The following is a 24,403-nucleotide window of genomic DNA, read 5'->3' on the forward strand; positions in this document are numbered from 1 at the left end:
ATTTCTGGTGTGGGGAGGTTTGTTGGCCCCGCCCCCACCACCCTGGTGAGGTCAGGAGCGCGGACTCGCCCCTGCCGTCTTGGCCACTGGCGACGGACCCACCCGCCCTGCCGTCAACCGGGCTTCTTCGTGCCGCCCTGACCGCGTCCCGGATTGTTGCCCGAGTTGCCCGGGCCGGTCGCGGTAGGGGTGGCCGTCGGTGCGGACGGGTCGGTGCCGGTGGCCGTCGGTTCGGTCGAGGGCTGGTCCGTGCTGCCGTCGGAGCCGTCACCGTCCGACGCGGACGGGCTCGCCGAGTCACTCGGAGAGGGGCCTCGGGAAGGGCCGGCGCCTTCGGACGTGCGGGCACCGGCCGACGCGCCCGCGGAGGACCCTCCCGGCGTCAGCAAGGCGTCGGGCGTCGTGCTCGTCCGGTCGCCCTTGGTCCGCGTGCCGTCCTGCGCGGAGGACCCGGACAGGGAGAACCCGGCCATCAGCGCCGCCGCCGACACCGCCCCCACCGCGCCGGCGGCCACCACGAAGCGGGGCGAACGCCAGACGCCGGGCTTGCGCCGGGCCCGGCGGCGGCCCCGCCTCTTCTCCGAGTCGCCGGCGTAGTCGTAGCCGTCCTCGTAGACGTAGTCGTAGGCGTCGGAGGCCTCGTAGGCACTGGAGGCGTCGTAGGCATCGGAGGCGTCGTAGGCAGGGTGGGCGCCGTCGGATGCGCGGACGTCTCCGGCACCGTGGGCGTGGTCGGCGGGACCGCCCGCACGGGAGGCGTCCACCCCGTCGACCACCTGAGGCAGCTCGGTCGTCTCGTCGTAGGCGTTCTGCCAGCCGTGGGCGGCCGCGGGGTCGGTGTACTCCTCGTACACCGGAGACGGGTCGGCATACGGGTGGTACACGTTCGGGGGAGCCTGGGACCCGTCACCCTCCGAGCGCGCACCCTGGACGCCGGGCGCGACGGCGGAGGGATCCACACCATTCGCCCCGGGCATCCCGTTTTCCTGCTCAGGCGGCCTGGACATGACCGCGCATTGTAGAGACGGGAGAGACTCCTGGGACAGTTACCGCGGATAACAGCCCAAACCCCCGCGTCTCACGTGTCGGAAAACACGACCCAGGGTCCGTTACCGGGCCGTAAGCTCCTTGACATGCAGGTGATCCAGTCGACGAAGCTCGCCAACGTCTGTTACGAGATCCGGGGCCCGGTACTCGAGGAGGCGATGCGGCTCGAGTCGGCGGGGCATCGGATCCTCAAGCTGAACACCGGCAACCCGGCCGCGTTCGGCTTCGAGTGCCCGCCCGAGATCCTGGAGGACATCCTCCGCAACGTGTCGTCGGCCCATGGCTACGGCGACGCGAAGGGCCTGCTCGCGGCGCGACGGGCCGTCGTCATGCACAACCAGACCCTGGGCGTCGAGACCGACGTCGAGCACGTCTTCATCGGCAACGGCGTCTCCGAGCTGATCGTCATGGCCATGCAGGGCCTGCTCGACGACGGGGACGAGGTGCTGGTCCCGGCCCCCGACTACCCGCTGTGGACCGCCGCCGTGTCACTGTCCGGCGGCACCGCCGTCCACTACCGCTGCGACGAGCAGTCCGACTGGATGCCCGACCTCGCGGACATCGAGCGCAAGGTCACCGACCGCACCAAGGCCCTCGTCATCATCAACCCGAACAACCCCACGGGTGCGGTGTACGACGAGGCCGTGCTCCGGGGGCTCACGGACATCGCCCGGCGGCACAACCTCCTCGTCTGCTCCGACGAGATCTACGACAAGATCCTCTACGACGGCGCCACGCACACCCCGACCGCCGCCGTCGCCCCCGACCTGCTCACGCTCACCTTCAACGGCATGTCGAAGGCGTACCGCGTCGCCGGGTACCGGGTGGGCTGGATGTCGATCTCGGGCCCGCGCGCCCACGCCGACTCCTACATCGAGGGCCTCACCATCCTCGCGAACATGCGACTGTGCGCGAACATGCCCGGTCAGCACGGGGTCGTGGCCGCGCTCAGCGGCCGGCAGACCATCGACGACCTGGTGCTTCCGGGCGGGCGGCTGAAGGAGCAGATGGATGTCGCCTACGAGCTGCTCACACAGATCCCCGGCGTGACGTGCGTCCGGCCGAAGGGGGCGCTGTACCTCTTCCCGCGCCTCGACCCCAAGGTGTTCAAGATCAAGGACGACCGGCAGATGGTCCTGGACCTGCTGCGACGCGAGAAGATCATGGTCGTCCAGGGCTCGGGCTTCAACTGGCCGGAGCCGGATCACTTCCGGGTGGTCACCCTGCCGACGGTCACGGACCTGCGGGACGCGGTGGGCCGGATCGGACGGTTCCTCGACGGCTACGGGCAGCCGTGACGCTGCGTGGACAAGTGGTCCGCTTCTGTGAACCGCTCAACTTTAGACAGAATCTAAGCTAGGATGGTTTCCTGTCAGCGCACAGGAGGCCATCCCCATGTACGAACCGATCCGAACCAAGTCGGTCCACAGCACGATGGCCGGCAGCACCACCGACTTCCCCCACCGCTCGCGCGAGGAGGAGCTGGACATCCAGCTCGCCGGCCATCTCGCCGCGCTGCTCGCCGTCACGGACGAGCTGCGTGCGACGGCGCCCTCGGAGGACCTGGACATCGCGGCGGAACGCCTTGCGGCCGTGGTGAGCCGACTGCGCGGTGGGCGGGCGCCTGCCCGCGCGAGTGCCTCCGGCGGTCAGGTGAAGGTTGGCGCACTGCATCAGCGGGCGCATGCCCTCGCCGGGCGGGCCTTGGTGGTCGCCGCGTCCCGTGCCGATACCGCTGCGGCGATTCTGGCCGCCGAGCGGATGGATGCGCACGCCGCGCAGGCCGAGCCGCAGGAACTCACCGGCGTCAGCTGAAGCGCCTCTGGACGGCCCCGGTCCGCGTGCACCCGCAGCGACGCGCGGACCGGGAGCCACAGCACTGCGTCGGCTTGGGCCGGCTATCGCCCTGCCGCAAGGGTTCGCGTTGTTCGCGCCCGAGCGCGGCTGCCCGTTCGTTGCGGCTTGTCGCGCCCACGCGGCGGAGCCGCAAATCGACACAGCCCCGCACCCCCGTCAAGTCACCCGTGTCGTAACGGGACCGGTATGACACCTGCCGTTCATCCCCCTTGACGGGGAACGTTGGATTCCGCGAGCACTCTCCACGGCGTGAGACGTATCGCCGGAATCATCCTCGCGGTGCTGCTGATCGGTGGCGTGGTGGTCGCCGTCGTCGCGGGCCGCAGCAATGAGGACAACGGCACGGCAACGAAGACCGTGCAGGCAGTGATCGGATCGGAGAAGGCCGAGTTCTTCGCCGATCCCGACGTGGTGAAGGCCCTCGCCGCCAAGGGCTACACCGTGAAGGCCGAGACCTCCGGGTCCTGGGCCATGGAAGGGCTGGACCTCAAGGGGTACGACCTCGCGCTCCCGTCGAGCCAGGCGCCCGCCCGTGAACTCGCCGCGAAGTACGAGGTGACGGGAACCCTCCCCCGCCCCTTCTACTCGCCCCTCGTCGTGGTGGCGCACAAGAACGCCGCCGAGGTGCTCGCGGGCAACGGGCTGGCCACGCTGGACGATGCCCACCGCGGGACCCTGAGCATGGCGGCCCATCTGGACGCGGCCCGCGCCGACCGTACCTGGCAGCAGCTCAAGGGCGCCGGGAAGTACGGGGAGCTGACGGGCACGCTCTACCTGTCCAGCACCGACCCCGAGACCTCCAACTCCGGCGCGCTGTACCTGGCCGCCGCCTCCTACGTGGAGAACGGCGGCAAGGTCGTCGCCGGCGCGGCCGAGGTCGACCGCACCGCGCCGCTGCTGCACAAGCTGGTGAGCGTGCAGGGCGCCCAGCAGTCCGGCAGCGACGCCGTGTTCCGGGACTTCGTCAGCGGCGCCGGCAATCCACTGGTCGTGGTCTACGAGTCCCAGGTCGCCGCTCTGCTGGCCCGGGGCGAGCAGCCCGAGGACCTGGTCGTCCTGTACCCGGACACCACGGTCAACAGCGACCACACGGTCGTGCCGCTGACCGAGGACGGCAAGGCCGTCGCCGAACTCCTCTCCTCGGACCCGGCGCTGCGCAAGCTGGAGGTCCGGCACGGGTTCCGTCCGCAGGGCGGGGCCGCCGGGTTCGCCTCGGACACCACTTACCTCAAGCAGGAACTGACCGGCGTCCACCAGGCCCCCGTGCCCACCTCCGAGGTGCTGCACGAGCTGGCCCGGCGGGCGCGCGGATAAGGGGGGCGACAGCACATGAGCACCAACGACGACACCTTCGTCCTGACCCCGCCGGAGCCGGTGGCCGCCGTGCCGCGCGAGAAGGCCGGCGGACTCGTCCCGGTCGACGACGGCGTCCGCAGCGACATGGCCGGCAAGGCGGCCGCCTATGTGGAGGGGCTCACCGGACTCGACGCCCGTTCCCCCGAGTTCGCCGGCAAGGTCGGTGAGATCACCGCGCTCGGCGCCGGGGAGATGCGGACGGCGGCCGGGCAGTCCAACCGCATGCTGGAGCGGACGATCCGGAGCCTGCCCGACAAGGGCGGGGACGCCCAGTCGCAGGTCGCGGGCTCGCTGGTCGAGCTGCGCCGGGTGGTGGAGGACCTCGACCCGCGGGACCTGCCGGCCTCCAAGGGACGCAAGTTCCTCTCCAGGCTGCCCGGTGGCAACAGGCTGCGCGACCACGTCGCCAAGTACGCCTCCGCACAAGGGACCCTGAACAGGATCGTGGGGTCGCTGCGCGGCGGGCAGGACGAGCTGCGGCGCGACAACGCCGCGCTGCAGACCGAACGGGTGCGGCTGTGGGAGACCATGGGCAAGCTCCAGGAGTACGTCGTGCTGACGGAGGCCCTGGACACCGCCGTCGAACAGCACATCGGCCGGGTCGCCGATCCGCAGCAGGCCGACGGACTGCGCGCCGACGTCCTCTTCCCGGTCCGGCAGAAGCACCAGGACCTGCTCACCCAGCTCGCGGTGTGCGCGCAGGGCTACCTCGCCATGGACGTCGTACGCCGCAACAACGACGAACTCATCAAGGGCGTCGACCGGGCGGCCACGACGACCGTCTCGGCGCTGCGGATCTCCGTGATGCTGGCCTCCGCGCTCGACAACCAGAAGAAGGTCGTCGAGCAGGTCAACGCCCTGCGCGGGACCACCGAGGACCTCATCCGCGGCAACGCGGAGATGCTCGCCACGCAGAGCGGGGAGATCCAGCGCATCGCCGCCGACCCGGCGGTCGGCGCGGAGACCCTGCGCAGCGCCTTCCAGCAGATCTACCGCACGCTCGACGCCATCGACTCCTACAAGGTCCAGGCGACCGAGGCGATGGCGGCGACGGTGGAGAACCTCACCGCCGAACTCCAGCAGGCGAGCGGCTACCTGGAGCGCAGCCGTTCGCAGGGCGCGCTGGAAGGCGGTCTCGGATGAGAGCACGCATCCTCGCGCCGGTGCTCGCCGCCCTGGCGCTGATGACCGCCTGCACCTCGCAGAAGCCGGCCGACGAGCCCGACAACGCACCGAGACCCGGCTCCCTGCGCGTCCTCGCCTCCAGCGAGCTCGGCGACATGGCTCCGGTCCTGGACCGGATCGCCGACGACACCGGCATCGAGGTCCGGCCCACCTACATGGGCACCCTCGACGCCGTGGAACTGCTCGCGAAGGGCAGGGCGGACGGTCGGTACGACGCGCTGTGGCTGTCCTCGAACGACTATCTGCGGCTGCGTCCCGAGGCGGCGGAGAAGGTCGTATCGGAGACGCCGGTCATGGCGAGCCCGGTCGCCGTCGGCGTCAGGTCGACGCAGCTCGGGAAGCTGGGCCTCGAGCCCGAGGACGTCACCTGGTCGCAGATCGACAGGGCCGTCCGGGACGGCAGGCTCACCTACGGCATGACCGACCCGGCCCGCTCCAACTCCGGTTTCGCGACCCTGGTCTCCGTCGCCTCGGCCCTGTCCGGCGCGCAGTCCGCCCTGACGGACGCGGACGTCGCCAAGGCCACGCCCCGGCTGAAGGAGTTCTTCAAGGGGCAGCAGCTGACGTCCGGCTCGTCGGGCTGGCTGGCGACGGCGTACAAGCGGCGCGGGAACGTCGACGCGCTGCTCAACTACGAGTCCGTCCTCAAGGGCATCCCGGGCCTGACCGTGATCCGCCCCAAGGACGGCGTCGTGACCGCCGACTACCCGGTGTCCTCCCTCGCGTCGACGAGCACCGCGACCCGCGAGGACGTCCGCCGCCTCACCGAGGCGCTGCGCACCGACGGCATCCAGCGGCTGATCACCGAGCGCACCCATCGCCGCCCGGTCGTCACGTCCGTCGCCCCCGCACCCGGCCTCGACACCGGCCGACGGCGCGAACTGCCCTTCCCGGGCACCCGTTCCGTCGCCGACGGACTGCTGGAGTCGTACGAGAACGAGCTGCGCCGCCCGTCCAGGACGGTCTACGTCCTCGACACCTCGGGCTCGATGCGGGGCGATCGCCTGGAGCAGCTGAAGAAGGCGCTCACCGGCCTCACCGGTGACTTCCGCGAACGCGAGGAGGTCACGCTGATGCCGTTCGGGTCGGGGGTGAAGAGCGTGCGCACCCATGTCGTGGAGCCGTCCGACCCGAAGTCCGGTCTCGCGGGGATCCGCGGGGACACCGACGCGCTGACCGCCGAGGGCGACACCGCGATCTACACCTCGCTGGAGGCGGCGTACCGGCATCTGGGCTCCGGACGGGACACGTTCACGTCGATCGTGCTGATGACGGACGGCGAGAACACCGCCGGCGCCGACTCGGCCGGCTTCCACGCCTTCTACGTCGGCCTGGACCGCGAGCTGCGCGCGACGCCCGTCTTCCCGGTCCTGTTCGGCGACTCCAGCAGGTCGGAGCTGGAGTACATCGCCGAGCTGACCGGCGGCCGGCTCTTCGACGCACAGAGGGGTTCCCTGGACGGCGCCTTCGAGGAGATCCGTGGCTACCAGTAGGGCGGTGGCGTACCTGGAGTCCCGCAAGAACATCGCCGGGAGCGCGTGCGGGCTGGTCGGCCTGGTGCTGACCTTCACGGGGGTGGCGGGACCGTACTGGCCGGTCGTGGTCGTGGGGCTGTACGGCGCGGGCGCGCTGATCGCCCCGCCGGAGCGGCCCGCGCCGCCCGACTTCCCCGACCCCTCGGCCCAGCTGGACGAGCTGCGGGGCGACTTCGAGCGGCTGCGGGGCTATCTGACGGACGTCGAGCTGTCCGTCACGGCCGCCGCCCGGCTGCGTGAACTCACCGGGCTGCTGACCGCGCTGCTCGACAAGGGCTGGGTCGCCGAGCTGCTCGCGCACGACCCGGAGGGCGTGCATGTGCTCTCCCGGATCGTGCGGCGCGATCTGCCCGAGGCCGTCGACAGCTTCGTACGGACGCGGTGGTGGACGCGGATGTCGCCGGGGAGCGAGTCGCCGGAGCTGCATCTGGAGCGGCAGCTGGGCCTGTTGAAGAGGGATGCCGAGAAGCTGGCGGCGGGCCTGCGCGAGGTGGAGGCCCGCCGCCAGGAGTCCCACACCCGGTACCTGGAGGACCGGGGCGGGACCGGGGGCGGATCCACCGCGTGACACGCACCGTCGCAGGTCGTTGATCGTGAAGGTGCCGTCGGCCGCGACCGTCACCGAAGACAGCGGAGATACAGGCGAGGGCCTGTCGCCGGCTGCCTCCCGTCGGGGCGGACGGAATGATGCGGCGACAGGCCCACAGCTCCGTACGCCGTTGTACGGAACCTCGCCGGTCTGTGGTGCTGTCACCGCGGCCGGCCGTGACGATACTGCTGGTCAGGGCACGATCGGAGCCGACCGCGGCGTTCTCGGGGGCTGTCTCAGCCCAGGCGCTGCACCAGCGCGTGGTACTCGTCCCACAGCTCCTTGGGCGTGTGGTCGCCGAAGGTGTTGAGGTGGTCGGGGACGAGCGCGGCCTCCTCGCGCCAGATCTCCTTGTCGACGGTGAGGAGGAAGTCCAGGTCGGACTCGGCCAGTTCGAGGCCCTTGGTGTCCAGCGCGCCCTTGGCCGGCAGGACGCCGATGGGGGTCTCGACGCCCTCGGCCCTGCCGTCGAGGCGCTCGACGATCCACTTCAGCACGCGGCTGTTCTCGCCGAAGCCGGGCCAGACGAACTTGCCCTCGTCGTTCTTGCGGAACCAGTTGACGTAGTAGATCTTCGGCAGCTTGGCCTGGTCCTTGTCCTTGGCCACGTCGACCCAGTGGGCCATGTAGTCGCCCATGTTGTAGCCGCAGAAGGGCAGCATCGCGAACGGGTCGCGGCGCAGCTCGCCGACCTTGCCCTCGGCGGCGGCGGTCTTCTCGGAGGCCACGTTGGCACCGAGGAACACACCGTGGTTCCAGTCGAAGGACTCCGTCACCAGCGGTACGGCGGTGGCGCGGCGCCCGCCGAACAGGATCGCCGAGATCGGCACGCCCTTGGGGTCCTCCCACTCGGGCGCGATGATCGGGCACTGCGCGGCGGGGACGGTGAAGCGGGCGTTGGGGTGGGCGGCCGGACGGTATCCATTTGCTTCGCGGGCGGACTCGGGCGTCCAGTCGTTGCCCTTCCAGTCCGTGAGGTGGGCCGGGGTCTCCTCCGTCATGCCCTCCCACCAGATGTCGTTGTCGTCGGTGAGGGCGACGTTGGTGAAGACGGAGTTGCCCCACAGGGTCTTCATCGCGTTGGCGTTGGTGTGCTCACCGGTGCCGGGCGCGACGCCGAAGAAACCGGCCTCGGGGTTGATCGCGTAGAGGCGGCCGTCCTCGCCGAAGCGCATCCAGGCGATGTCGTCGCCGATCGTCTCGACGGTCCAGCCGGAGATCGTGGGCTCCAGCATCGCGAGGTTGGTCTTGCCGCAGGCGCTCGGGAAGGCGGCGGCGACGTACTTGGACTCACCCTGCGGCGGGGTCAGCTTCAGGATCAGCATGTGCTCGGCGAGCCAGCCCTCGTCGCGGGCCATGACGGAGGCGATGCGCAGGGCGTAGCACTTCTTGCCGAGCAGGGCGTTGCCGCCGTAGCCGGAGCCGAAGGACCAGATCTCGCGGCTCTCCGGGAAGTGGGAGATGTACTTGGTCTGGTTGCACGGCCAGGGGACGTCCTCCTGGCCCTCCTGGAGCGGGGCGCCGACGGAGTGCACGGCCTTCACGAAGAAGCCGTCCTCGCCGAGTTCGTCGAGGACCGCCTGGCCCATGCGGGTCATGGTGCGCATGGAGACGGCGACGTAGGCGGAGTCGGTGATCTCCACGCCGATCGCGGAGAGCTTCGAGCCGAGCGGGCCCATGCAGAACGGGACGACGTACATGGTCCGGCCGCGCATCGAGCCGCGGAAGACGCCCTTTTCACCGGCGAAGACCTCACGCATCTCGGCGGGGTCCATCCAGTGGTTCGTCGGGCCGGCGTCCTCCTCCTTCTCGGAGCAGATGAAGGTCCGGTCCTCGACGCGCGCGACGTCGGTCGGGTCGGAGGCGGCGTAGTACGAGTTGGGGCGCTTGATCGGGTCGAGCTTCTTGAAGGTGCCCTTGGCGACCAGTTCCTCGCTCAGGCGCTCGTACTCGGCCTCGGATCCGTCACACCAGACCACGCTGTCCGGCTGCGTCAGTTCTGCGATCTCGTTCACCCACGAGACCAGTTCGCGGTGGTTGGTGGGAACGACGGGGGGAGCCGCGATGTCGCGCGCCACGGTTGCTCCTAAATGAGGGATTTTTGTCCTGAATATGCCCTTGTATGCCCCGTGGGGGCCGCGACCCGGATGCTTCGCGGTTCTGATCGGCTGTTCCGATCTTCGCGCTCATCCGGTGCCGACCGCACTCATTTGATCATCCGACGCGACTGCGCATATGTCCAGAGGGCGTCACAGGTGAGCGGCGTGAGCATCGCCACTCATCCAGATGTTTTCGATGCGTCACCCCGGCTTCACCCCGGGTGGGTCCATTACCGGTACCCCGTGAGACGATGGCCACTTAAGGGCGCCCATCTGGCCGCTCTGACGCGTAACTTACGGTTCCGTAGGTACGATGCCCCGCATGACTGCGCCCGTCCCCGACGCGCCAACGGACACACCGGCCGCCGGCCGCGGTTCCGACGCGCCCTCGCTGCCGCACCAGATCGCGCACCACGCCCAGCAGCTCTCGGAGGAGATCAAGCCCAAGCTCCGGGGCTGGCTGCATCTCGGCATGTTCCCGGCGGTGCTGGTCGCGGGCCTGGTGCTCACTGCCCTCGCGGACTCACCCCGGGGCAGAATCGCCTGCGGCATCTACGTGCTCACCGCCTGCCTGCTGTTCGGCGTGAGCGCGCTGTACCACCGGGGCAACTGGAGCCCGCGCATGGACGGCATCCTGCGCCGGCTGGATCACGCCAACATCTTCCTGATCATCGCGGGCACGTACACGCCGCTGACGATGCTGCTCCTGCCGGGGGCCAAGGGCCAGTGGCTCATGTGGGGCATCTGGGCGGCCGCGCTGGCCGGCATCGTCTTCCGGGTCTTCTGGGTGGGCGCCCCGCGCTGGCTGTACACCCCCTGCTACATCGCGATGGGCTGGGCGGCGGTCTTCTTCCTGCCGGACTTCATGCGCTCCGGCGGCATCGCGGTACTGGTCCTGGTGATCGCCGGCGGCCTCCTCTACAGCGCGGGCGGCGTGATCTACGGCATCAAGCGCCCGAACCCGTCACCGCGCTGGTTCGGCTTCCACGAGGTGTTCCACTCCTTCACGCTGGCGGCGTTCATCACGCACTACGTCGGCATCTCGCTGGTGGCGTACCAGCACGCGTAGACACCCCGCTCCCCTTCAGGGCCACGGCTTGCGAGCCGTGGCCCTTTTTCGTGCCCGCAGAACACCTCCGGCCCACCGGAAGCAGCTCTCTATTGACAGCTGCAATATTTTGAGAGTTACTTTCATTTCATGGAGACTGTCACCCCAGACCCTCGCCGTTGGTGGGCCCTCGCCGCGCTGGTCGCGAGCATGCTCACGCTCGGCTTCGACATGACGATCCTCAATGTGGCGCTGCCGACGATGGCCGCTGACCTCGGCGCCACCACAGGTCAGCAGCAGTGGATGGCGGACGCGTACGTCGTCGTCTTCGCCGCGCTGATGCTCCCCGCGGGCCTGCTCGGCGACCGGTACGGACGGCGGCGGATGCTGATCACCGGGCTCGGGATCTTCCTCGCCGGTTCGCTGGTCGGCACGCTGGCAGGCGACGTGACCGCGGTCGTCGCCGCACGCGCGGTGATGGGCGTCGGCGCGGCCCTGGTCACCCCGCTCGCGCTGTCCGTGCTGCCCACGCTCTTCGGCCCCGAGGAGCGCACCAAGGCCGTCGGCATCGTCTCCGCCGCCTCCGCGCTCGGTCTGCCGCTCGGCCCGATCATCGGCGGCTGGCTGCTGAACCACTTCTGGTGGGGCTCGGTCTTCCTGATCAACGTCCCGATGGCCGCGATCGGCATCGTCGCCTGCCTCTTCCTGCTCCCCGAGACGAAGGACCCCGCCTCCCCCGAGGTGGACACCGTCTCCACGGCGCTCGCCGCGACCGGGCTCGGCGCCCTCGTCTACGGGATCATCGAGGCGCCCACCCGGGGCTGGGGCGACCCGCTGGTGCTGGGCATGCTCGGGGCGGCCGTGCTGCTGATCGCCGCGCTGGTGGTGCGCGAACGCCGGGTCGAGCGGCCCATGCTCGACATGACGCTGCTCGCCCACCGCGGCTTCCTGTTCAACACCGTCGCCGCCACCCTGGTGACGTTCGTCCTGACCGGCCTGCTGTTCGTGCTGCCGCCCTACCTCCAGGCGGTCCTCGGCCACGACGCCCTGGGCACCGGCGTGCGGCTGCTGCCGATGATGGGCGGACTGCTGGTCGCCTCCCGCCTCGCCCCGAAAGTCGTCTCCCGCTTCGGTGCGCGGGCCGCGGTGAGCGCGGGCCTGGTGGTGCTGGCCTTCGCCGGGTTCCTCGGCAGCCGTACGACGGTGGACTCCGGATACGGATTCGTCGCGCTGTGGCTCACCATCACCGGTCTCGGCTTCGGCCTCTCGCTCATCCCCGCCATGAACGGCGGTCTGAGCGCTCTGCCGCGCGACCGTGCCGGCAGCGGCTCCGGACTGCTGATGACCTTGCGTCAGGTCGGCGGCGCGATCGGTATCGCCCTGCTCGGCAGCCTGCTCGCGGGTGCCTTCCGGGACCGGCTCGACGTCACCGGGCTGCCCGCGGGCGCCGCCGACACCGCCGGGGAGTCCGTGGTCGCGGCGCACCTCGTCGCCGAGCGGGCGGGCTCGGCGGAGCTCGCGGCCTCCGCGAACGGCGCGTACGTCCACGGCATGGGCATCGTGCTGCTGGTGTGCGGGATCGCGGCCCTCGTCTCCGCCCTGCTGGCGGCGGCGTTCCTGCCGGGCACCCCGGATGCGGAGAAGCCCGAGGCCCCGGACATGGCTGCCGGGCGGGCCGATGCCCGACAATGACACCCATGACCCCCGCACAGTCCTCTCCCCCGACCGACCCTGCCCAGCTGGGGCTTCGTGAGCGGAAGAAGATCAAGACCCGGACGGCGATCCGCGACGCGACGTACGCGCTGATCAAGGAACAGGGCTACGACGCCACCACGATCGAGCAGATCGCCGAGCGCGCCGAGGTGTCGCCGTCCACCGTCTTCCGCTACTTCCCGACGAAGGAGGACATCGTCCTCACGGACGAGTACGACCCCCTGATGCTGGAGGAGTTGCGTGCCCGGCCCGCCTCGGAGTCCTGGCTGGACTCGCTGCGGTACGTGCTGCACCGGTCCTTGGACGAACTGCTCGCCGTGGATCCCGAGGCGGTCCGGGTCCGGGCGCACCTGGCCGTCCAGATCCCCGCCGTCCGCGCCCGCATGATCGAGAGCATGTCGGCCACCGGACGCCTGCTGCGAGGGGCCATCGCCGAGCGCCACGGGCTGGACGCGGACTCCCTCGAAGTGCGGGTCTACGCGATGTCCCTGGTCGGCGGCCTGATGGAGGCCAACATCACCTGGGCCGAGAACGACTGCCGGGACGAACTCCGCGATCTGGTGGACCGGGCCCTGGACGTCATCGAGCACGGCCTGCCCGCGAAAAAGAGCTGAGGCCCGCACCCCGGGCCGTGTCATCCTGGCCGGGTGAACGGTCCCGAGATCCATGTCGAGTTCGCCCCCGAGCTGCGGGTGTTCCTGCCCAACGGCCGGCGCCAGGACGGTGCCGCCCGGATCACCACCGACGGCGTCTCGACCCTCGGCCATGTCGTGGAGTCCCTCGGCGTCCCCCTGACCGAGGTCGGCGCCGTCGTCGTGGACGGCCGCGAGATGCCGGTGTCGTACGTCCCCGCGGCGGGCGGGTCCGTGTCGGTACGGCCCGTGGCACGCCCCCAGCGGGTGCCCGGCGCTCCTCTGCGCTTCCTGCTCGACGTCCACCTCGGCACCCTCGCCCGGCGGATGCGTCTGCTCGGCGTGGACACCGCCTACGAGTCGACCGACATCGGCGACCCCGCGCTCGCCGCGCTGTCGGCCGCCGAGCAGCGGGTCATGCTGAGCCGTGACCGGGGGCTGCTGCGGCGCCGTGAGCTGTGGGCCGGCGCGTATGTGTACAGCACACGGCCCGAGGAACAACTCCAGGACATCCTCGACCGGTTCCGGCCCGAGCTGCGCCCCTGGACCCGCTGCACGGCATGCAACGGGCTGCTCCAGGAGGCGACCAAGGAGGAGGTCGCCGAGCAGCTGCAGGGCGGGACGCAGCGGTCGTACGACGTGTTCGCGCGGTGCGCCGAGTGCGGGCGGGCGTACTGGAAGGGGGCGCACCATGAGCAGCTCGTGGCCATCGTGGAACGGGCGGTTGCGTTCCGGAGCGCCGTCGACGGTTGAGCGGTGCGGGGAACCGCGGGCCCTCAGTGGCCGGTCGCGCAGTTCCCCGCACCCCTGAAGGGGCGCTCACCTGCCCGGCACATCACCCTTCCCGCAGGCGATTCCGTCCCTGTTCGGGTCCAGCCGCAGTGGGTCGTCCTCGCCGTTGACCCGCAGGCGGCCGTAGTCGTTCTTCTTCAGCCAGTCGCAGCGGGACTTCGTCGTCGCCTTCACGGCCGGCGGGAAGTCCGTCGGCACGCAGACGTTGACGGAGCCGTAGTGCCGGTCGCAGCCGGAGACGGTCGGGCTGACCTTCTGCGAGGTGCGCTTCTTGCCGGGGCCCGTGACCTTGCCCTGGAGGCTGTCGGCGAAGTCGTGGACGTGCGCCGAGGAGTCCGTGGCGCTCAGCGCCGAAGGACCCTGCAGATGGACCCACTTGGCCACCGAGGGCACACCGTTGGCATCGACCGCGAAGAGCATGTACCAGCCGGGCGGGGCCAGGTTGGGGTTACTCGTCACGTTCAGGTCGACGTTGTCGCCGTCGACGGACAGGGGCAGGTCCACGAACCGCTGGTTGGGGTCCGAGGAGTGGGTCACGGCCGCCGGGCGGATCAGTTCGGCCTTGGCGATGGGGCGGTCGACGGTGATGCGCTGGGTGTCGCCGTACGTCCACTCGGTGTCGATCACCGAAGTGATCGTCGGGCGCTCGCCCTTGAGGAGATAGGGCGGCGTGTAGACCGACACGTCGTGGTTCCAGCTGCCGTTGCCCGGGTTGTCGCCCGTCGCCATCACCCGGCCGTCGGGCAGGAGGAACGCCGAGGAGTGGTAGCCGCGCTCCTCCGGGTCCGCCGCCACCGGATCGAAGGTGCCCGTCGCCGGGTCGTAGATCGACGACTCGTACACCGGATCGGCCCGGTTGTGCAGTGCGCCGCCGGTCTCCAGGACCTTGCCGTCGGGCAGCAGCACGGCGGAGACGTACATCTTGCCCTGGTCGCCGGTCTGCGCGACCTTGCCGGCTCCGAGGTCGACGGTGCCCTGCGGGAGCGGCGGGCCGGCGACGTAGGACGGGTTGGGCTGCTTGAGGTCGATGACGTCGGTGAGCCGGTTCGCGTCCGGGTTGGAGTCGATGTTGCCGCCGCCGATGGTGAGGACCTTCTGGTCCTGGGCCGGTGGCAGCAGGACGCTCGCGGACTGGTCGCGCTGGTCCTTGTTCTGCAGGCCGGGGATCTGGGTGATCGTGTTGGCGTCGTAGTCGTAGATCGCCGATCCGGTGCCCGGGATGTTGTTGCCGAAGACGTGGCTGCCGGAGTAGAAGAGGCGGCCGTCCTGCATGAGGATCATCGACGGGTACAGGCCCCAGTACGACCAGGTCTGGTTGACCTTCCAGAGCTCCAGCCACTTCTGCTCGGCGTCCGACCACAGCTCGGCGGTCACCGAACCGGTCGAGTCCTCCTTCAGACCGCCGAAGGAGATCACGTCACCGTTGCCGAGGATCGTGGCCGACGGGTACCAGTGGCCGTCGTTCATGTCGTTGGTCCTGCTGTACGTCTCGGTGACCGGATCGAAGACGTACGAGTCCTTGTAGCCCTGGTAGCCGATCGTGCCGTCGGCCGACGGGTAGCCCTTGTTGCCGCTCATCACGAGCACCCGACCGTCCTGCAGCTGCACGTGCCCGGCGCAGAACATGTCCTTCGGCGTGGGGATCTGCTGGTACGTGCCGTTCTCGGGGTCGTAGACCGCGCTGGTGAACGTGCCCGCCTCGAACATCTGCTCACTGTTGCCGGAACCCGCGATCAGCAGCACCTTGCCGTTGTTCAGGACGACGGAGTGCATGGAGCGGACCGGGTTCTGCGTGGGCAGCACGTCCCAGCGGCCGTTCGCGCACTCCTCGGCCGTGCCCGTGCACACCGGGTCCGGGACCGGGTCGGCGACCTGGTCCATCGTGTAGTCGTCGGTGGTGACCGAGCCGGTGCCGTAGACGGAGACGCCCCAGGCGATCCGGTCGGTGCCGGCCGGCACCTCGGGGGTGCGCACCGTCGCCTCGGTCCAGCCGGCCGCCATCTCCAGCGTCTTGAGGTCGGTCCAGTACTGCCAGCCCGCCGTCGTGTCGTGCCGGAACAGGGTGACGGATGTGTCGGGGGTGGTGGACTTGTACCAGAGCCCCAGGTCGTACTGCTTGCCCGGCGTGACGACGGGCGCGCACTCGGCGGACTCGGTGATGAGCGCCTTGCGGTCGCCGTCGACGCGGCGGGTGAGCGTGACCTTCATGGCCTTGCCGCCGGAGTGGGCGTCGGCCACGGTCTCGAAGGTGAAGTCGTTGTCGCCCCAGCCGGACTTCTTCCAGCAGTAGGGCATGTCGTCGGAGCCGGCGGTCTCGAAGCCGGGGTTCTTGACGAGGTTGGCGGCGGACGCGGACTGGGGCGCGGTGAGGAGCAGGCCGGCGGTCAGGGCGCCCACCCCTACCAGTGCGGTCCTTCTTCGGTGTCTGACGAGGCGCTTGTTCATGCGGCTCTCCTATACGGTGCGGCTCCCGCGCCGCCGACCGGTACGGCGGCGGCGCGGGAGATAGACCAGCGCTTCGGTACCGGCGAAGCGCAGGACGAAGGTGATGACCAGGGCCAGCGCGGTCGCGGGCAGCACGGCCAGCCCGAACTGGCCCACCAGCAGCGCGATCAGCGGGATGCGCAGCACCAGGTCGGCGTTGGCGAGGAGCGCGAACCTGGCGGTGCGGTCGGCCCAGTGCCGGTGCTGCCGCCGGTCGCGGAACAGCAGTTTCTCTATGAGCAGGAAGTTCCAGGCAACGCCGAACTGGTTGGCGACGATCTCCGCGGGCAGGTAGTGCAGCCCCATGTGCGTCATCGCCCACAGCGCGGCCAGGTTCGGCACGAACCCGGTGAGCCCGATGAGCCCGAACACCACCATCCGGGACAGCGGGTCGGCCGTACGCAGCCCGGCGAGGTGCCGCAGGAAGCGCCGGCCCTCCGCCGCCGTGGACTTGGACTCCCCCGCGAACCGCTCCTGGAAGACGAACGGCACCTCGGTGACCGTGCGCGGACGGCTGCGGACCGCCAGCTCCAGGAGGATCTTGTAGCCGAGCGGCTTGAGCGCCTCCGCGGTGATGTCGCTGCGGCGGATCGCGAAGAAGCCGCTCATCGGGTCGCTGATGCCGTGCAGCCGGCGCGGGAAGAGGGACTTCGTCAGCCAGGTCGCCGCCCGCGAGACGGCCACGCGGTAGCTGCCCGCGAGCCCGGCCCGGCTGCCGCCCTTGATGTACCGGGAGGCGACGACGAGCCCGGCGTTCGCGCGCTCGCCGGTGGCGACCAGCTCCGGCACGAGGGACGGCGGGTGCTGGCAGTCGCCGTCCATCACGACGATCCAGTCCGAGCCGGCCGCCTTCATCCCCTCGACGACCGCGCCGCCGAGCCCGCCGACGGGTTCGTCGCGGTGGATGACGGTGACCGGGAACGGGCAGTCCTGCGCGGCCTCCCCGATGACCCGCGGGGTGTCGTCGGTGGAGTCGTCCACGAAGACGACCTCGCAGGGCAGCCGGGACGGCACCGACTCGGTGATCTGATGCAGCAACTGCCGTACGTTCGCCGACTCGTTGAAGGTCGGCACGACGATGGTGACGGCGCCCGGCTCGGGCACCTCGACGGCTTCGACGGACGGCTCGCCGAGCTGTCCGGGGGCGGTGAATTCCTGGGTCATCGCACGCCTCCGGCGGCTGTCTGGATCTGACGGATCTCGATGCGGTCCTCGCCGCGGCCGAAGACGGCGACCGGCTTCGAGTGCTCGACGGCCGCCTTGACGTTGGGCAGGTCGACCGCGTCGCGCCGGACCGTCGGGGAGGCGACGACGTAGTCGAGGTCCTTCCAGCCGCGCGGCATCGTCTTCGTCACGGCCGGGTCGAGGTCGGCCTTGTAGAACCAGATGACGCCGGGTCCGGGCTCGTACCCGGCGTGCACCAGGTCCAGCCAGAGCGCGTCGTCGACGAGGACGCGGGTGTCCCCGGGGTCCGGCACCTCGGTGGACAGCCACTTGGAGGCGGCCCGGTAGGGCGCGTTGTCGTCGGCAGTGACCGCGGTGCGGTCGCCGTCGTACCAGCGCGGGACGACATAGGCGCCGGCGGAGATCGCGAGTACGGCCGCGAGGGCGTACCGTCCGCCGGTCAGGTACCGGTGCTCGGCCTCGGACCGCCGTCGCCGCAGCACGGCGTGGGCGACGGAGGCGGTGCCTCCGGCGAGGACCAGGGCGAGGAACGGCAGCGCCTGGATGACGTACATCGCGGGCAGGTAGCCGCTGGGGCGCAGGGCCACCAGGGCGAGGACGACCACGGCGCACGACGGGCCGGCCAGGGCACGGGCGGTCACCGACCAGCGCCAGGTGAGAAGGAGCAGCAGGCCGCCCGCGAGGCCGCCGACGATGAGGACGCGGTCGTAGTAGAGCCATGACTGGAGGACGCCCCAGGAGCCGGAGCCCTGGTCGAGGATGAAGCCCGAACCGGGTCTGGTCATCTGGTACTTGATGCCGTCCCACAGCGAGACGTGCCCGCTGCCCGGCAGCAGCTCGCCCTTCAGCAGGGCGAACAGCGGGTAGGACAGGCCGATCAGCGCGCACGCGGTGACCGCGCCGGTGACGGCGAACTTGCGGGTGTCGCGGTGGCTGTGCCGCCACATGGTGATGAGGACCGCGGGGAGGACGAAGAGCATCGTCTCCTTGGTCAGCACGGCCGTCGCGGCCGCCATCCCGGCGCCGAAGTGGTGCCAGAGGTGACGGCTCGGCGAGGCGGCGAGGGCGAACGCGAGCAGTGTCCACATCACCGCGAGGTTGTCGAGGAAGATCTCCCGCTGGAGCACGACCGACAGCGGCGAGAGCCCGAACAGGACCATGCCGAGGCCGGCGGCCCAGCGCGGCAGGGACAGCCGCCGCCCGATCACGAAGACGAGGACCGCGCTGACGGCGCTGATCACGAGCATCGCGGCGCGCATGGTGCCGACGGTCATCGACTCGGGACTGAGCGCGGCCGGTATCCAGGTCAGCAGGGCGAGCTGGATCCAGCCGAGCGGCGGGTGGTCGTACCAGTAGGTGTAGTGGGCCAGGCCCCGGCCCTCCTGGACGGCCCAGGCCTGGGCGAGATAGGTGCCCTCGTCGTCGCTGAGGGTCGGGTAGTCGGCGATGTTCCAGCCCTGCACGAGGAGGATCGCGAGGAGGAGCACGCCGCACAGGATCAGGTCGGGGCGGGAGGAGCGGAGGCGGAGCGGCGGGGTCGTTCGACCGGTCGAACGCTCCATGGGGACAGGTTGCCTCTGCGCGGGGACCTTCGGAGCGGTCACCGCGGGAAGGGTGGAGGTCACGCGGGGACGTCCTCTCGGAGGTCTCGGGCCGGTTCGGCATCGGCGAGATGCGCGCCGACGTGGCTGGTCAGCTCCCAGTCGTTCTGGCCGCGCTGCTCACGCCATACGGCGCGGACCGCGGCCCCGGCGAGGAGGACCTGGTAGAAGGGACCGCCCACGACGAGCTTCAGGTAATGGACGAGGCGGACGCGCAGTCCGTACTGCTTGCCGAAGTCGTGCAGTCCGACGATCTCGAAGACGAACGTGACGAGCGCGGTGACGGCCGGCAGGAAGGTGATGAAGGCGACGCTCACGGGCACGTCGACGAAGACGGCGATCGCGATGTTGAGCGGGATGACGAGCCCGGTGAAGGCCTGCATGAACGGCGTCATCAGGGTGTACCGGGCGAGCAACCGCTGTCCGAAGGTGGGCAGTTGCCGCCAGTCCCTCTTCCGGTAGACCTGGAGGAAACCCTGGTTCCAGCGGGTGCGCTGCTTCAGCAGCGACATCAGGCTGCCCGGCGTCTCCTCCTTGGTCACCATGTCGGAGTCGTAGGCGACGACGACCTTCTTGCCGACGCTGGAGAGACGGACACCCAGGTCGCAGTCCTCGGCGAGGCAGTTCGGGTCCCAGCCGTCGGCCTCCCGGAGCACGGCCGTCCGTACGAAGACGGTGTTGCCGCCGAGCGGGATGAACCCCTTTTGCGCGTGCAGATGCAGCCGGGAGCGGAACCAGAAGAAGTACTCCAGGCAGTTGCGCAGGCTGTACCAGCTGGAGTGGAAGTTGATCAGCTGGACCCCGCCCTGCACGACGTCGGCGCCGGTGGTGCGGAAGGCGTGGTCGACGTGCGCGAGGAGCTCCGGGTGGACCTGGTCCTCGGCGTCGAAGACCCCGACGACGTCGCCGCGGCAGTGCGGCAGCGCCGTGTTCATGGCCTTCGGCTTGTTCTTCTTCTCGTGCGTGTCGACGACCACGCGGACGCGCGGATCACGCGAGGCGGCCTTCTCGGCCACCTCCGTGGTCTCCGGGTCGTCGTGCCCGACGATGACGATGATCTCGAAGTCGGTGTGTGTGGACTCCAGCAGTCGCTGGATCGTGTGGTCCAGCACGGCCTGTTCGTGCCGTGCCGGAAGCAGCAGCGAGAATGCCAGGTGTTCGTCCCCGTCCGGTCTGCTGAACCGGGTGGAGGCGAGCACCTCGGGCGTACGCCACGCGTGCATCTGCCACCACAGGGTGAAAGCCGCCATCCAGAACAAGGCCAGCGAGACGACGGCTATGAAGACAGACGTCAGCAACAGATCCCCCCAGATCCCAATGCCCCCTGCCGCGACAACGAGTCACATCTGTCGCGGAACTGTGTAGACATTAAGTGGGATCTGTGAAGCCCGCAGGCCGTTTCGATGAAGAGCGCGTTTCATCACAACGAGCCGCGAGAGTGAGCAAATCGAACACAGGCTGCGTAACCGCCCCTTGCTCACTGCTGTTTCACCTGATCAGAGCGGTTCGCAGCTGTTCGGCATCGGTAGTCGGGGTGTCGCAGGTGAAGTTACGGCAGACGTAAGCGGCAGGTTGACCCTCCCGCAGCGGGCGGTCGGCGAGCAGCGGGAATTCGCCACTCTCCGGAGTTCCCACGGCGACGACCGCACCCGGCGCGGTGCCGAGAAGTGCCGTGCGGTGGAGGGCCTTTGTGGCGGGGTCGTCCGTCGCCGGCCCCACGATCGCGACCTCCCGCGGCCCGTCGAGGTTGGCCTCGGCGACGGCGAGCCCCCAGCCGATGAAGCGGGGAACGCGCGGACCGAGCGCCTTGACGACGCCCAACGCCCGTTCGGCGGCGGTGCGGTGCGGCTCGGCACCGGTCTGCGCGGCATAGCTCAGCAGCGCCCCGGCCGCCGCGCTCCAGCCGGAGGGGGCGGCGTTGTCGGTGGGGTCCTGCGGGCGGCGGATCAGCCGCTCGGCGTCGGCGGCCGTGTCGTAGAGGCCGCCGGACTCCTCGTCGACGAAGCGGGCCAGCACGTGGTCGAGCAGGAACCCGGCGAACTCCAGCCAGACGCCCTCGCCGGTGACGGACGCGAGCGCGAGGAAGCCCTCGGCGGCGTCGGCGTAGTCCTCCAGTACGCCCGCGTTCGCGCCGGCCTGGCCGTCCTTGCTAGTACGGGCGATACGGGCCTGCTCGTCGAGGTGCAGCCGGACCAGCAGGTCGGCGGCGCCGAGGGCCGCCTCCACGAGGTCGGGGCGGTCGAAGTAGGCGCCGGTCTCGGCGAGGGCGGCGATCGCGAGACCGTTCCAGGCGGCGACGATCTTGTCGTCCCGGCCGGGCTCGGGGCGTGCCGCGCGCCGCCGCAGCAGACGCTCACGGATCGAGGCGATCCTCCCCGCGTCGAACAGCTCGTCCTGCTGCGGGAGCTGGAGGACGGAGGAACCGTGCTCGAAGGTGCCGTCCTCCGTCACGCCGAAGTACCTCACGGCGAGGTCGGCGTCCTCGTCCCCGAGGACCTCGCGCAGCTGCTCCGGCGTCCACACGTAGTACGCGCCCTCGACGTGCCGGCCGGTCCCGTCGTCGCTGTCGGCGTCGAGCGCGGAGGCGAACCCGCCCTCGTTCGTGCGCAGTTCGCGCACCATGAAGTCCGCGGTCTCCAGGGCGACACGGCGGGCGAGGCCGGAGCCCGTGGCACGCCAGAGGTGGGCGTAGGCACGGCACAGCAGGGCGTTGTCGTACAGCATCTTCTCGAAGTGCGGTACCACCCAGTCCCGGTCGACGGAGTAGCGCGCGAACCCGCCGCCGAGCTGGTCGTAGATACCGCCCCTGGCCATCCGCTCGCAGGTGTCCTGGGCCATCTGCAACGCGCCCTCGGCGCCGGTGCGCGCGTGGTGGCGCAGCAGGAACTCGATCACCATGGACGGCGGGAACTTCGGGGCGCCCCCGAATCCGCCGCGCTGCGGGTCGTACTCCCGGGTGAGCCCCAGCAGCGCCGCCGCGAGCTCCGGCTCGCCGGGGGCCTCGGGGCCGCCGTAGGAGATCTCGCGCCCGGCGAGGTCGCGCACGATCTTCCCGGCGACATCGGCGACCTCGTCGCGCCGGTCGGTCCAGGCGCCGCGCACGCCCTCCAGGACCTGCCGGAAGGACGGCATGCCGTGACGAGCCTCGGGCGGGAAGTAGGTGCCGAAGTAGAAGGGCTCGGCGTCCGGGGTGAGGAACACCGTCATGGGCCAGCCGCCCTGCCCGGTGGCCGCCTGCACGGCCTCCATGTAGACGGCGTCCACGTCGGGCCGCTCCTCGCGGTCGACCTTGACGGACACGAAGTGCTCGTTCATGTACGCGGCGGTGTCGTCGTCCTCGAAGGACTCGTGCGCCATGACGTGACACCAGTGGCAGGCGGAGTATCCGACCGACAGCAGAACGGGTACATCGCGCCGTTTCGCTTCCTCGAACGCCTCGGGTCCCCACGGCCACCAGTCGACCGGATTGTCAGCGTGCTGAAGCAGATAAGGCGAGGTCATACCAGCCAACCGGTTCATGCACCCCAGCCTCTCACAGCGCCCGGCGCGACCCATGAAGCCTTCACGGGATCGCCGAGCCTGGCTGACTTGCACTTGTGCGCCATCACGTGGTGGGCGACTCCGTCCCCCTCCGAGACGGGCGGCCCGACACCTCGGAACACGTTGCGGGCATCCGTGGCTTCGGGCGTGGAAGGTGGCCGGACACGTCGCCGTCCATCGAATCCGCACGGCAGGTCTTCACAACCCCGGCACGCGCCGTGAAGACACACGCTTCGTCCCGCCGGTCATCTGCGGTCGGCGCCGCAACCCCCTGCCGCACCGGAGCAGGAAACGCCAAGGGGTGCCCGGCCCAGCCATACGCCATGGCTCAGGCGCGGGTCGTGGTGGGCGCCTGCTCGGCTGGGACGCTCTGCCGGGCCGTGCGCGTCCGCCCGGTGCCCGCGCTGGACGAGGCAAGGAAGCCGACGAGGAGCGCGGCGACGCCGAAGCCCACCGCGACGCACAGCGCGACGCCCGTGAACTGGCCGAAGAGCTGGGGCACCTGGGCACCGAGCCCGGCGCCGAGGTTGAGCAGGAAGCCGTAGACGGCCAGCGCAGTAGCCCGGGAGGCACCTGCGGCCGTCCCCACCGCCTGAATCAGGGCGGGTCCCGCGGTGGTGGCCGCGAGCATGGTCACGAACAGCGCCGCGCCCAGTCCGATGACGCTGTCGTGCGCGAGACCTGCGGCGGCCATCCCGAGGGCGGCCAGCACCAGCGCGCCCGCAGCCCGTCGGCCCGCGCCGATGCGGGACAGGGCGGGGGCGAGCAGAACAGAGGCGATCAGCGCGGGCAGCGCGCCGGCTCGCAGGGCGAGGATGGCGTTGGCATCGCCGACCAACTGCTCGGGCCCGTACAACTGGACCGCGGTGTACGCGGCAGTAATCCCCCCGAGCACCACCAGCGCGCTGAGGAAGAGCGGCAGCAGCCGACCCAGACGCGGGGCGGCGGCAGTGGACCGGCCTGTCTCGTGCGATGCGGGGGGCAGCGCGTCCGGCAGCATCACCTTGTAGATCAGCACCGCGGCCACCGCGAGCAGCGGCGCGGAGATCCAGAACACCGAGTCCCAACCAGCCGCCGGGGCCAGCAGCTGACCCGCCATCTGCCCGATGACGAGGCAACCGCTCAGACAGCTCGAGAAGATCGTGATGCCGACGGCGAGGCGCTCACCCGGAAGCCGCTCACCGAAGTACACGTACACCACAGGCGGGACGACACCAGCCGCCAGGCCCTGAAGGGCACGCACCACAGACCCGCTCAGCAGATCACCGGTCAGCGGCATGATCGCGGTGAAGGCCGCGAGTACAGCAAAAGACCAGGCGATCGTGGCGCGCCGCCCGAGCCACTTGGTCAGCGGCGCAGCGAGCAGCGAACCGCAGGCGAAGGCAATGGCGAAGGCGGAGGTGGCCCAGGCCGACGCCTCCTGCGTCACATGCCACGCGTCGGCCAGGTAGGGCATGAGCGGGATCGACAGATATGCCTGGCAGGCCAGGATGACGGCGGCCGGGGCCAGCGTCCACAGGGTTCTGGCGAACGGTGCCTCCGGGGCACTCGCTTTGTCGGAATGTTTCAAGGGTGGGGACTTTCTGTGGAAGGGCAGGGAGAGGTGCGGACTCGGAGCATCTGCCAGCAGGCCGCGTCCGCGACGAAGTCGGCGGCGCGGCGGACAGAGCCTGGATGACCAAGGGCATCGATGACTCCAGTTCATCCGGTCCGGCAATCCCACGAACGCGACCAAAATTA

The 24,403-nt window shown here is 70.2% G+C and carries 18 protein-coding genes; 10 read left to right on the top strand and 8 right to left on the bottom strand.

What is annotated here, in order from left to right; translation table 11 throughout:
* Positions 1-113 precede the first annotated feature (113 nt).
* Positions 114-977 (bottom strand): hypothetical protein, encoded by an 864-nt coding sequence (locus AC3ETA_RS31925; protein ID WP_432196371.1) that lies wholly within the window; start codon positions 975-977, stop codon positions 114-116.
* 156 nt (positions 978-1,133) lie between these two features.
* Between AC3ETA_RS31925 and AC3ETA_RS31930 the strand changes: the two genes are divergently transcribed.
* From AC3ETA_RS31930 to AC3ETA_RS31955, 6 genes are all read left to right on the top strand, one after another.
* A complete protein-coding gene (locus AC3ETA_RS31930) occupies positions 1,134-2,345 on the top strand; it encodes a pyridoxal phosphate-dependent aminotransferase (protein ID WP_432196372.1) in 1,212 nt (403 codons plus the stop codon).
* 97 nt (positions 2,346-2,442) lie between these two features.
* Positions 2,443-2,862, top strand: a complete 420-nt coding sequence (locus AC3ETA_RS31935; protein ID WP_432196373.1) for an SCO4983 family protein — start codon at positions 2,443-2,445, stop codon at positions 2,860-2,862.
* A 291-nt stretch (positions 2,863-3,153) separates the two neighbouring features.
* A complete protein-coding gene (locus AC3ETA_RS31940; RefSeq protein ID WP_432196374.1) occupies positions 3,154-4,218 on the top strand; it encodes a hypothetical protein in 1,065 nt (354 codons plus the stop codon).
* Between the two features lie 15 nt (positions 4,219-4,233).
* Positions 4,234-5,403 carry a toxic anion resistance protein gene (locus tag AC3ETA_RS31945; protein ID WP_432196375.1) on the top strand — a complete coding sequence of 390 codons (1,170 nt, stop codon included), beginning with the start codon at positions 4,234-4,236 and terminating at the stop codon, positions 5,401-5,403.
* Positions 5,400-6,938, top strand: a complete 1,539-nt coding sequence (locus AC3ETA_RS31950) for a vWA domain-containing protein (protein WP_432196376.1) — start codon at positions 5,400-5,402, stop codon at positions 6,936-6,938. The genes AC3ETA_RS31945 and AC3ETA_RS31950 overlap by 4 nt, the downstream gene beginning before the upstream one ends.
* Complete coding sequence (locus AC3ETA_RS31955) at positions 6,925-7,548, top strand: hypothetical protein (RefSeq protein ID WP_432196377.1); 624 nt, start codon at positions 6,925-6,927, stop codon at positions 7,546-7,548. Before AC3ETA_RS31950 ends, AC3ETA_RS31955 begins: the two co-directional genes overlap by 14 nt.
* A gap of 257 nt (positions 7,549-7,805) precedes the next feature.
* Here AC3ETA_RS31955 and AC3ETA_RS31960 read toward each other — a convergent pair whose 3' ends face one another.
* Positions 7,806-9,647, bottom strand: coding sequence for a phosphoenolpyruvate carboxykinase (GTP) (locus AC3ETA_RS31960; RefSeq protein WP_432196378.1), 1,842 nt, complete (start codon positions 9,645-9,647; stop codon positions 7,806-7,808).
* 343 nt (positions 9,648-9,990) lie between these two features.
* Here AC3ETA_RS31960 and trhA point away from each other — a divergent pair, with 343 nt between their 5' ends.
* The 4 genes from trhA (at position 9,991) to AC3ETA_RS31980 (ending at position 13,814) form a co-directional block, all read left to right on the top strand.
* Positions 9,991-10,737, top strand: a complete 747-nt coding sequence (trhA, locus tag AC3ETA_RS31965) for a PAQR family membrane homeostasis protein TrhA (protein WP_432196379.1) — start codon at positions 9,991-9,993, stop codon at positions 10,735-10,737.
* A gap of 129 nt (positions 10,738-10,866) precedes the next feature.
* A complete protein-coding gene (locus tag AC3ETA_RS31970) occupies positions 10,867-12,408 on the top strand; it encodes a DHA2 family efflux MFS transporter permease subunit (protein ID WP_432196380.1) in 1,542 nt (513 codons plus the stop codon).
* A 5-nt stretch (positions 12,409-12,413) separates the two neighbouring features.
* Complete coding sequence (locus tag AC3ETA_RS31975) at positions 12,414-13,043, top strand: TetR/AcrR family transcriptional regulator (RefSeq protein WP_432196381.1); 630 nt, start codon at positions 12,414-12,416, stop codon at positions 13,041-13,043.
* Positions 13,044-13,076: 33 nt separating this feature from the next.
* Positions 13,077-13,814, top strand: coding sequence for a Mut7-C RNAse domain-containing protein (locus AC3ETA_RS31980; protein WP_432196382.1), 738 nt, complete (start codon positions 13,077-13,079; stop codon positions 13,812-13,814).
* A gap of 66 nt (positions 13,815-13,880) precedes the next feature.
* On the opposite strand, the gene AC3ETA_RS31985 is transcribed toward AC3ETA_RS31980, so the two are convergent.
* The 6 genes from AC3ETA_RS31985 to AC3ETA_RS32010 form a co-directional block, all read right to left on the bottom strand.
* A complete protein-coding gene (locus tag AC3ETA_RS31985; protein ID WP_432196383.1) occupies positions 13,881-16,298 on the bottom strand; it encodes a galactose oxidase early set domain-containing protein in 2,418 nt (805 codons plus the stop codon).
* Between the two features lie 9 nt (positions 16,299-16,307).
* A complete protein-coding gene (locus AC3ETA_RS31990) occupies positions 16,308-17,501 on the bottom strand; it encodes a glycosyltransferase (RefSeq protein WP_432196384.1) in 1,194 nt (397 codons plus the stop codon).
* Positions 17,498-19,147: an ArnT family glycosyltransferase gene (locus AC3ETA_RS31995; RefSeq protein ID WP_432196385.1), complete on the bottom strand. Its 1,650-nt coding sequence runs from the start codon at positions 19,145-19,147 to the stop codon at positions 17,498-17,500. Before AC3ETA_RS31995 ends, AC3ETA_RS31990 begins: the two co-directional genes overlap by 4 nt.
* Positions 19,144-20,421, bottom strand: a complete 1,278-nt coding sequence (locus AC3ETA_RS32000; protein ID WP_432196386.1) for a glycosyltransferase — start codon at positions 20,419-20,421, stop codon at positions 19,144-19,146. Before AC3ETA_RS32000 ends, AC3ETA_RS31995 begins: the two co-directional genes overlap by 4 nt.
* A gap of 190 nt (positions 20,422-20,611) precedes the next feature.
* Positions 20,612-22,642, bottom strand: a complete 2,031-nt coding sequence (locus AC3ETA_RS32005) for a thioredoxin domain-containing protein (protein ID WP_432196387.1) — start codon at positions 22,640-22,642, stop codon at positions 20,612-20,614.
* A 349-nt stretch (positions 22,643-22,991) separates the two neighbouring features.
* Positions 22,992-24,233, bottom strand: coding sequence for an MFS transporter (locus AC3ETA_RS32010; protein ID WP_432196388.1), 1,242 nt, complete (start codon positions 24,231-24,233; stop codon positions 22,992-22,994).
* Between the last annotated feature and the right edge of the window lie 170 nt (positions 24,234-24,403).

The sequence above is a fragment of the Streptomyces sp. bgisy027 genome (genome assembly GCF_057710365.1).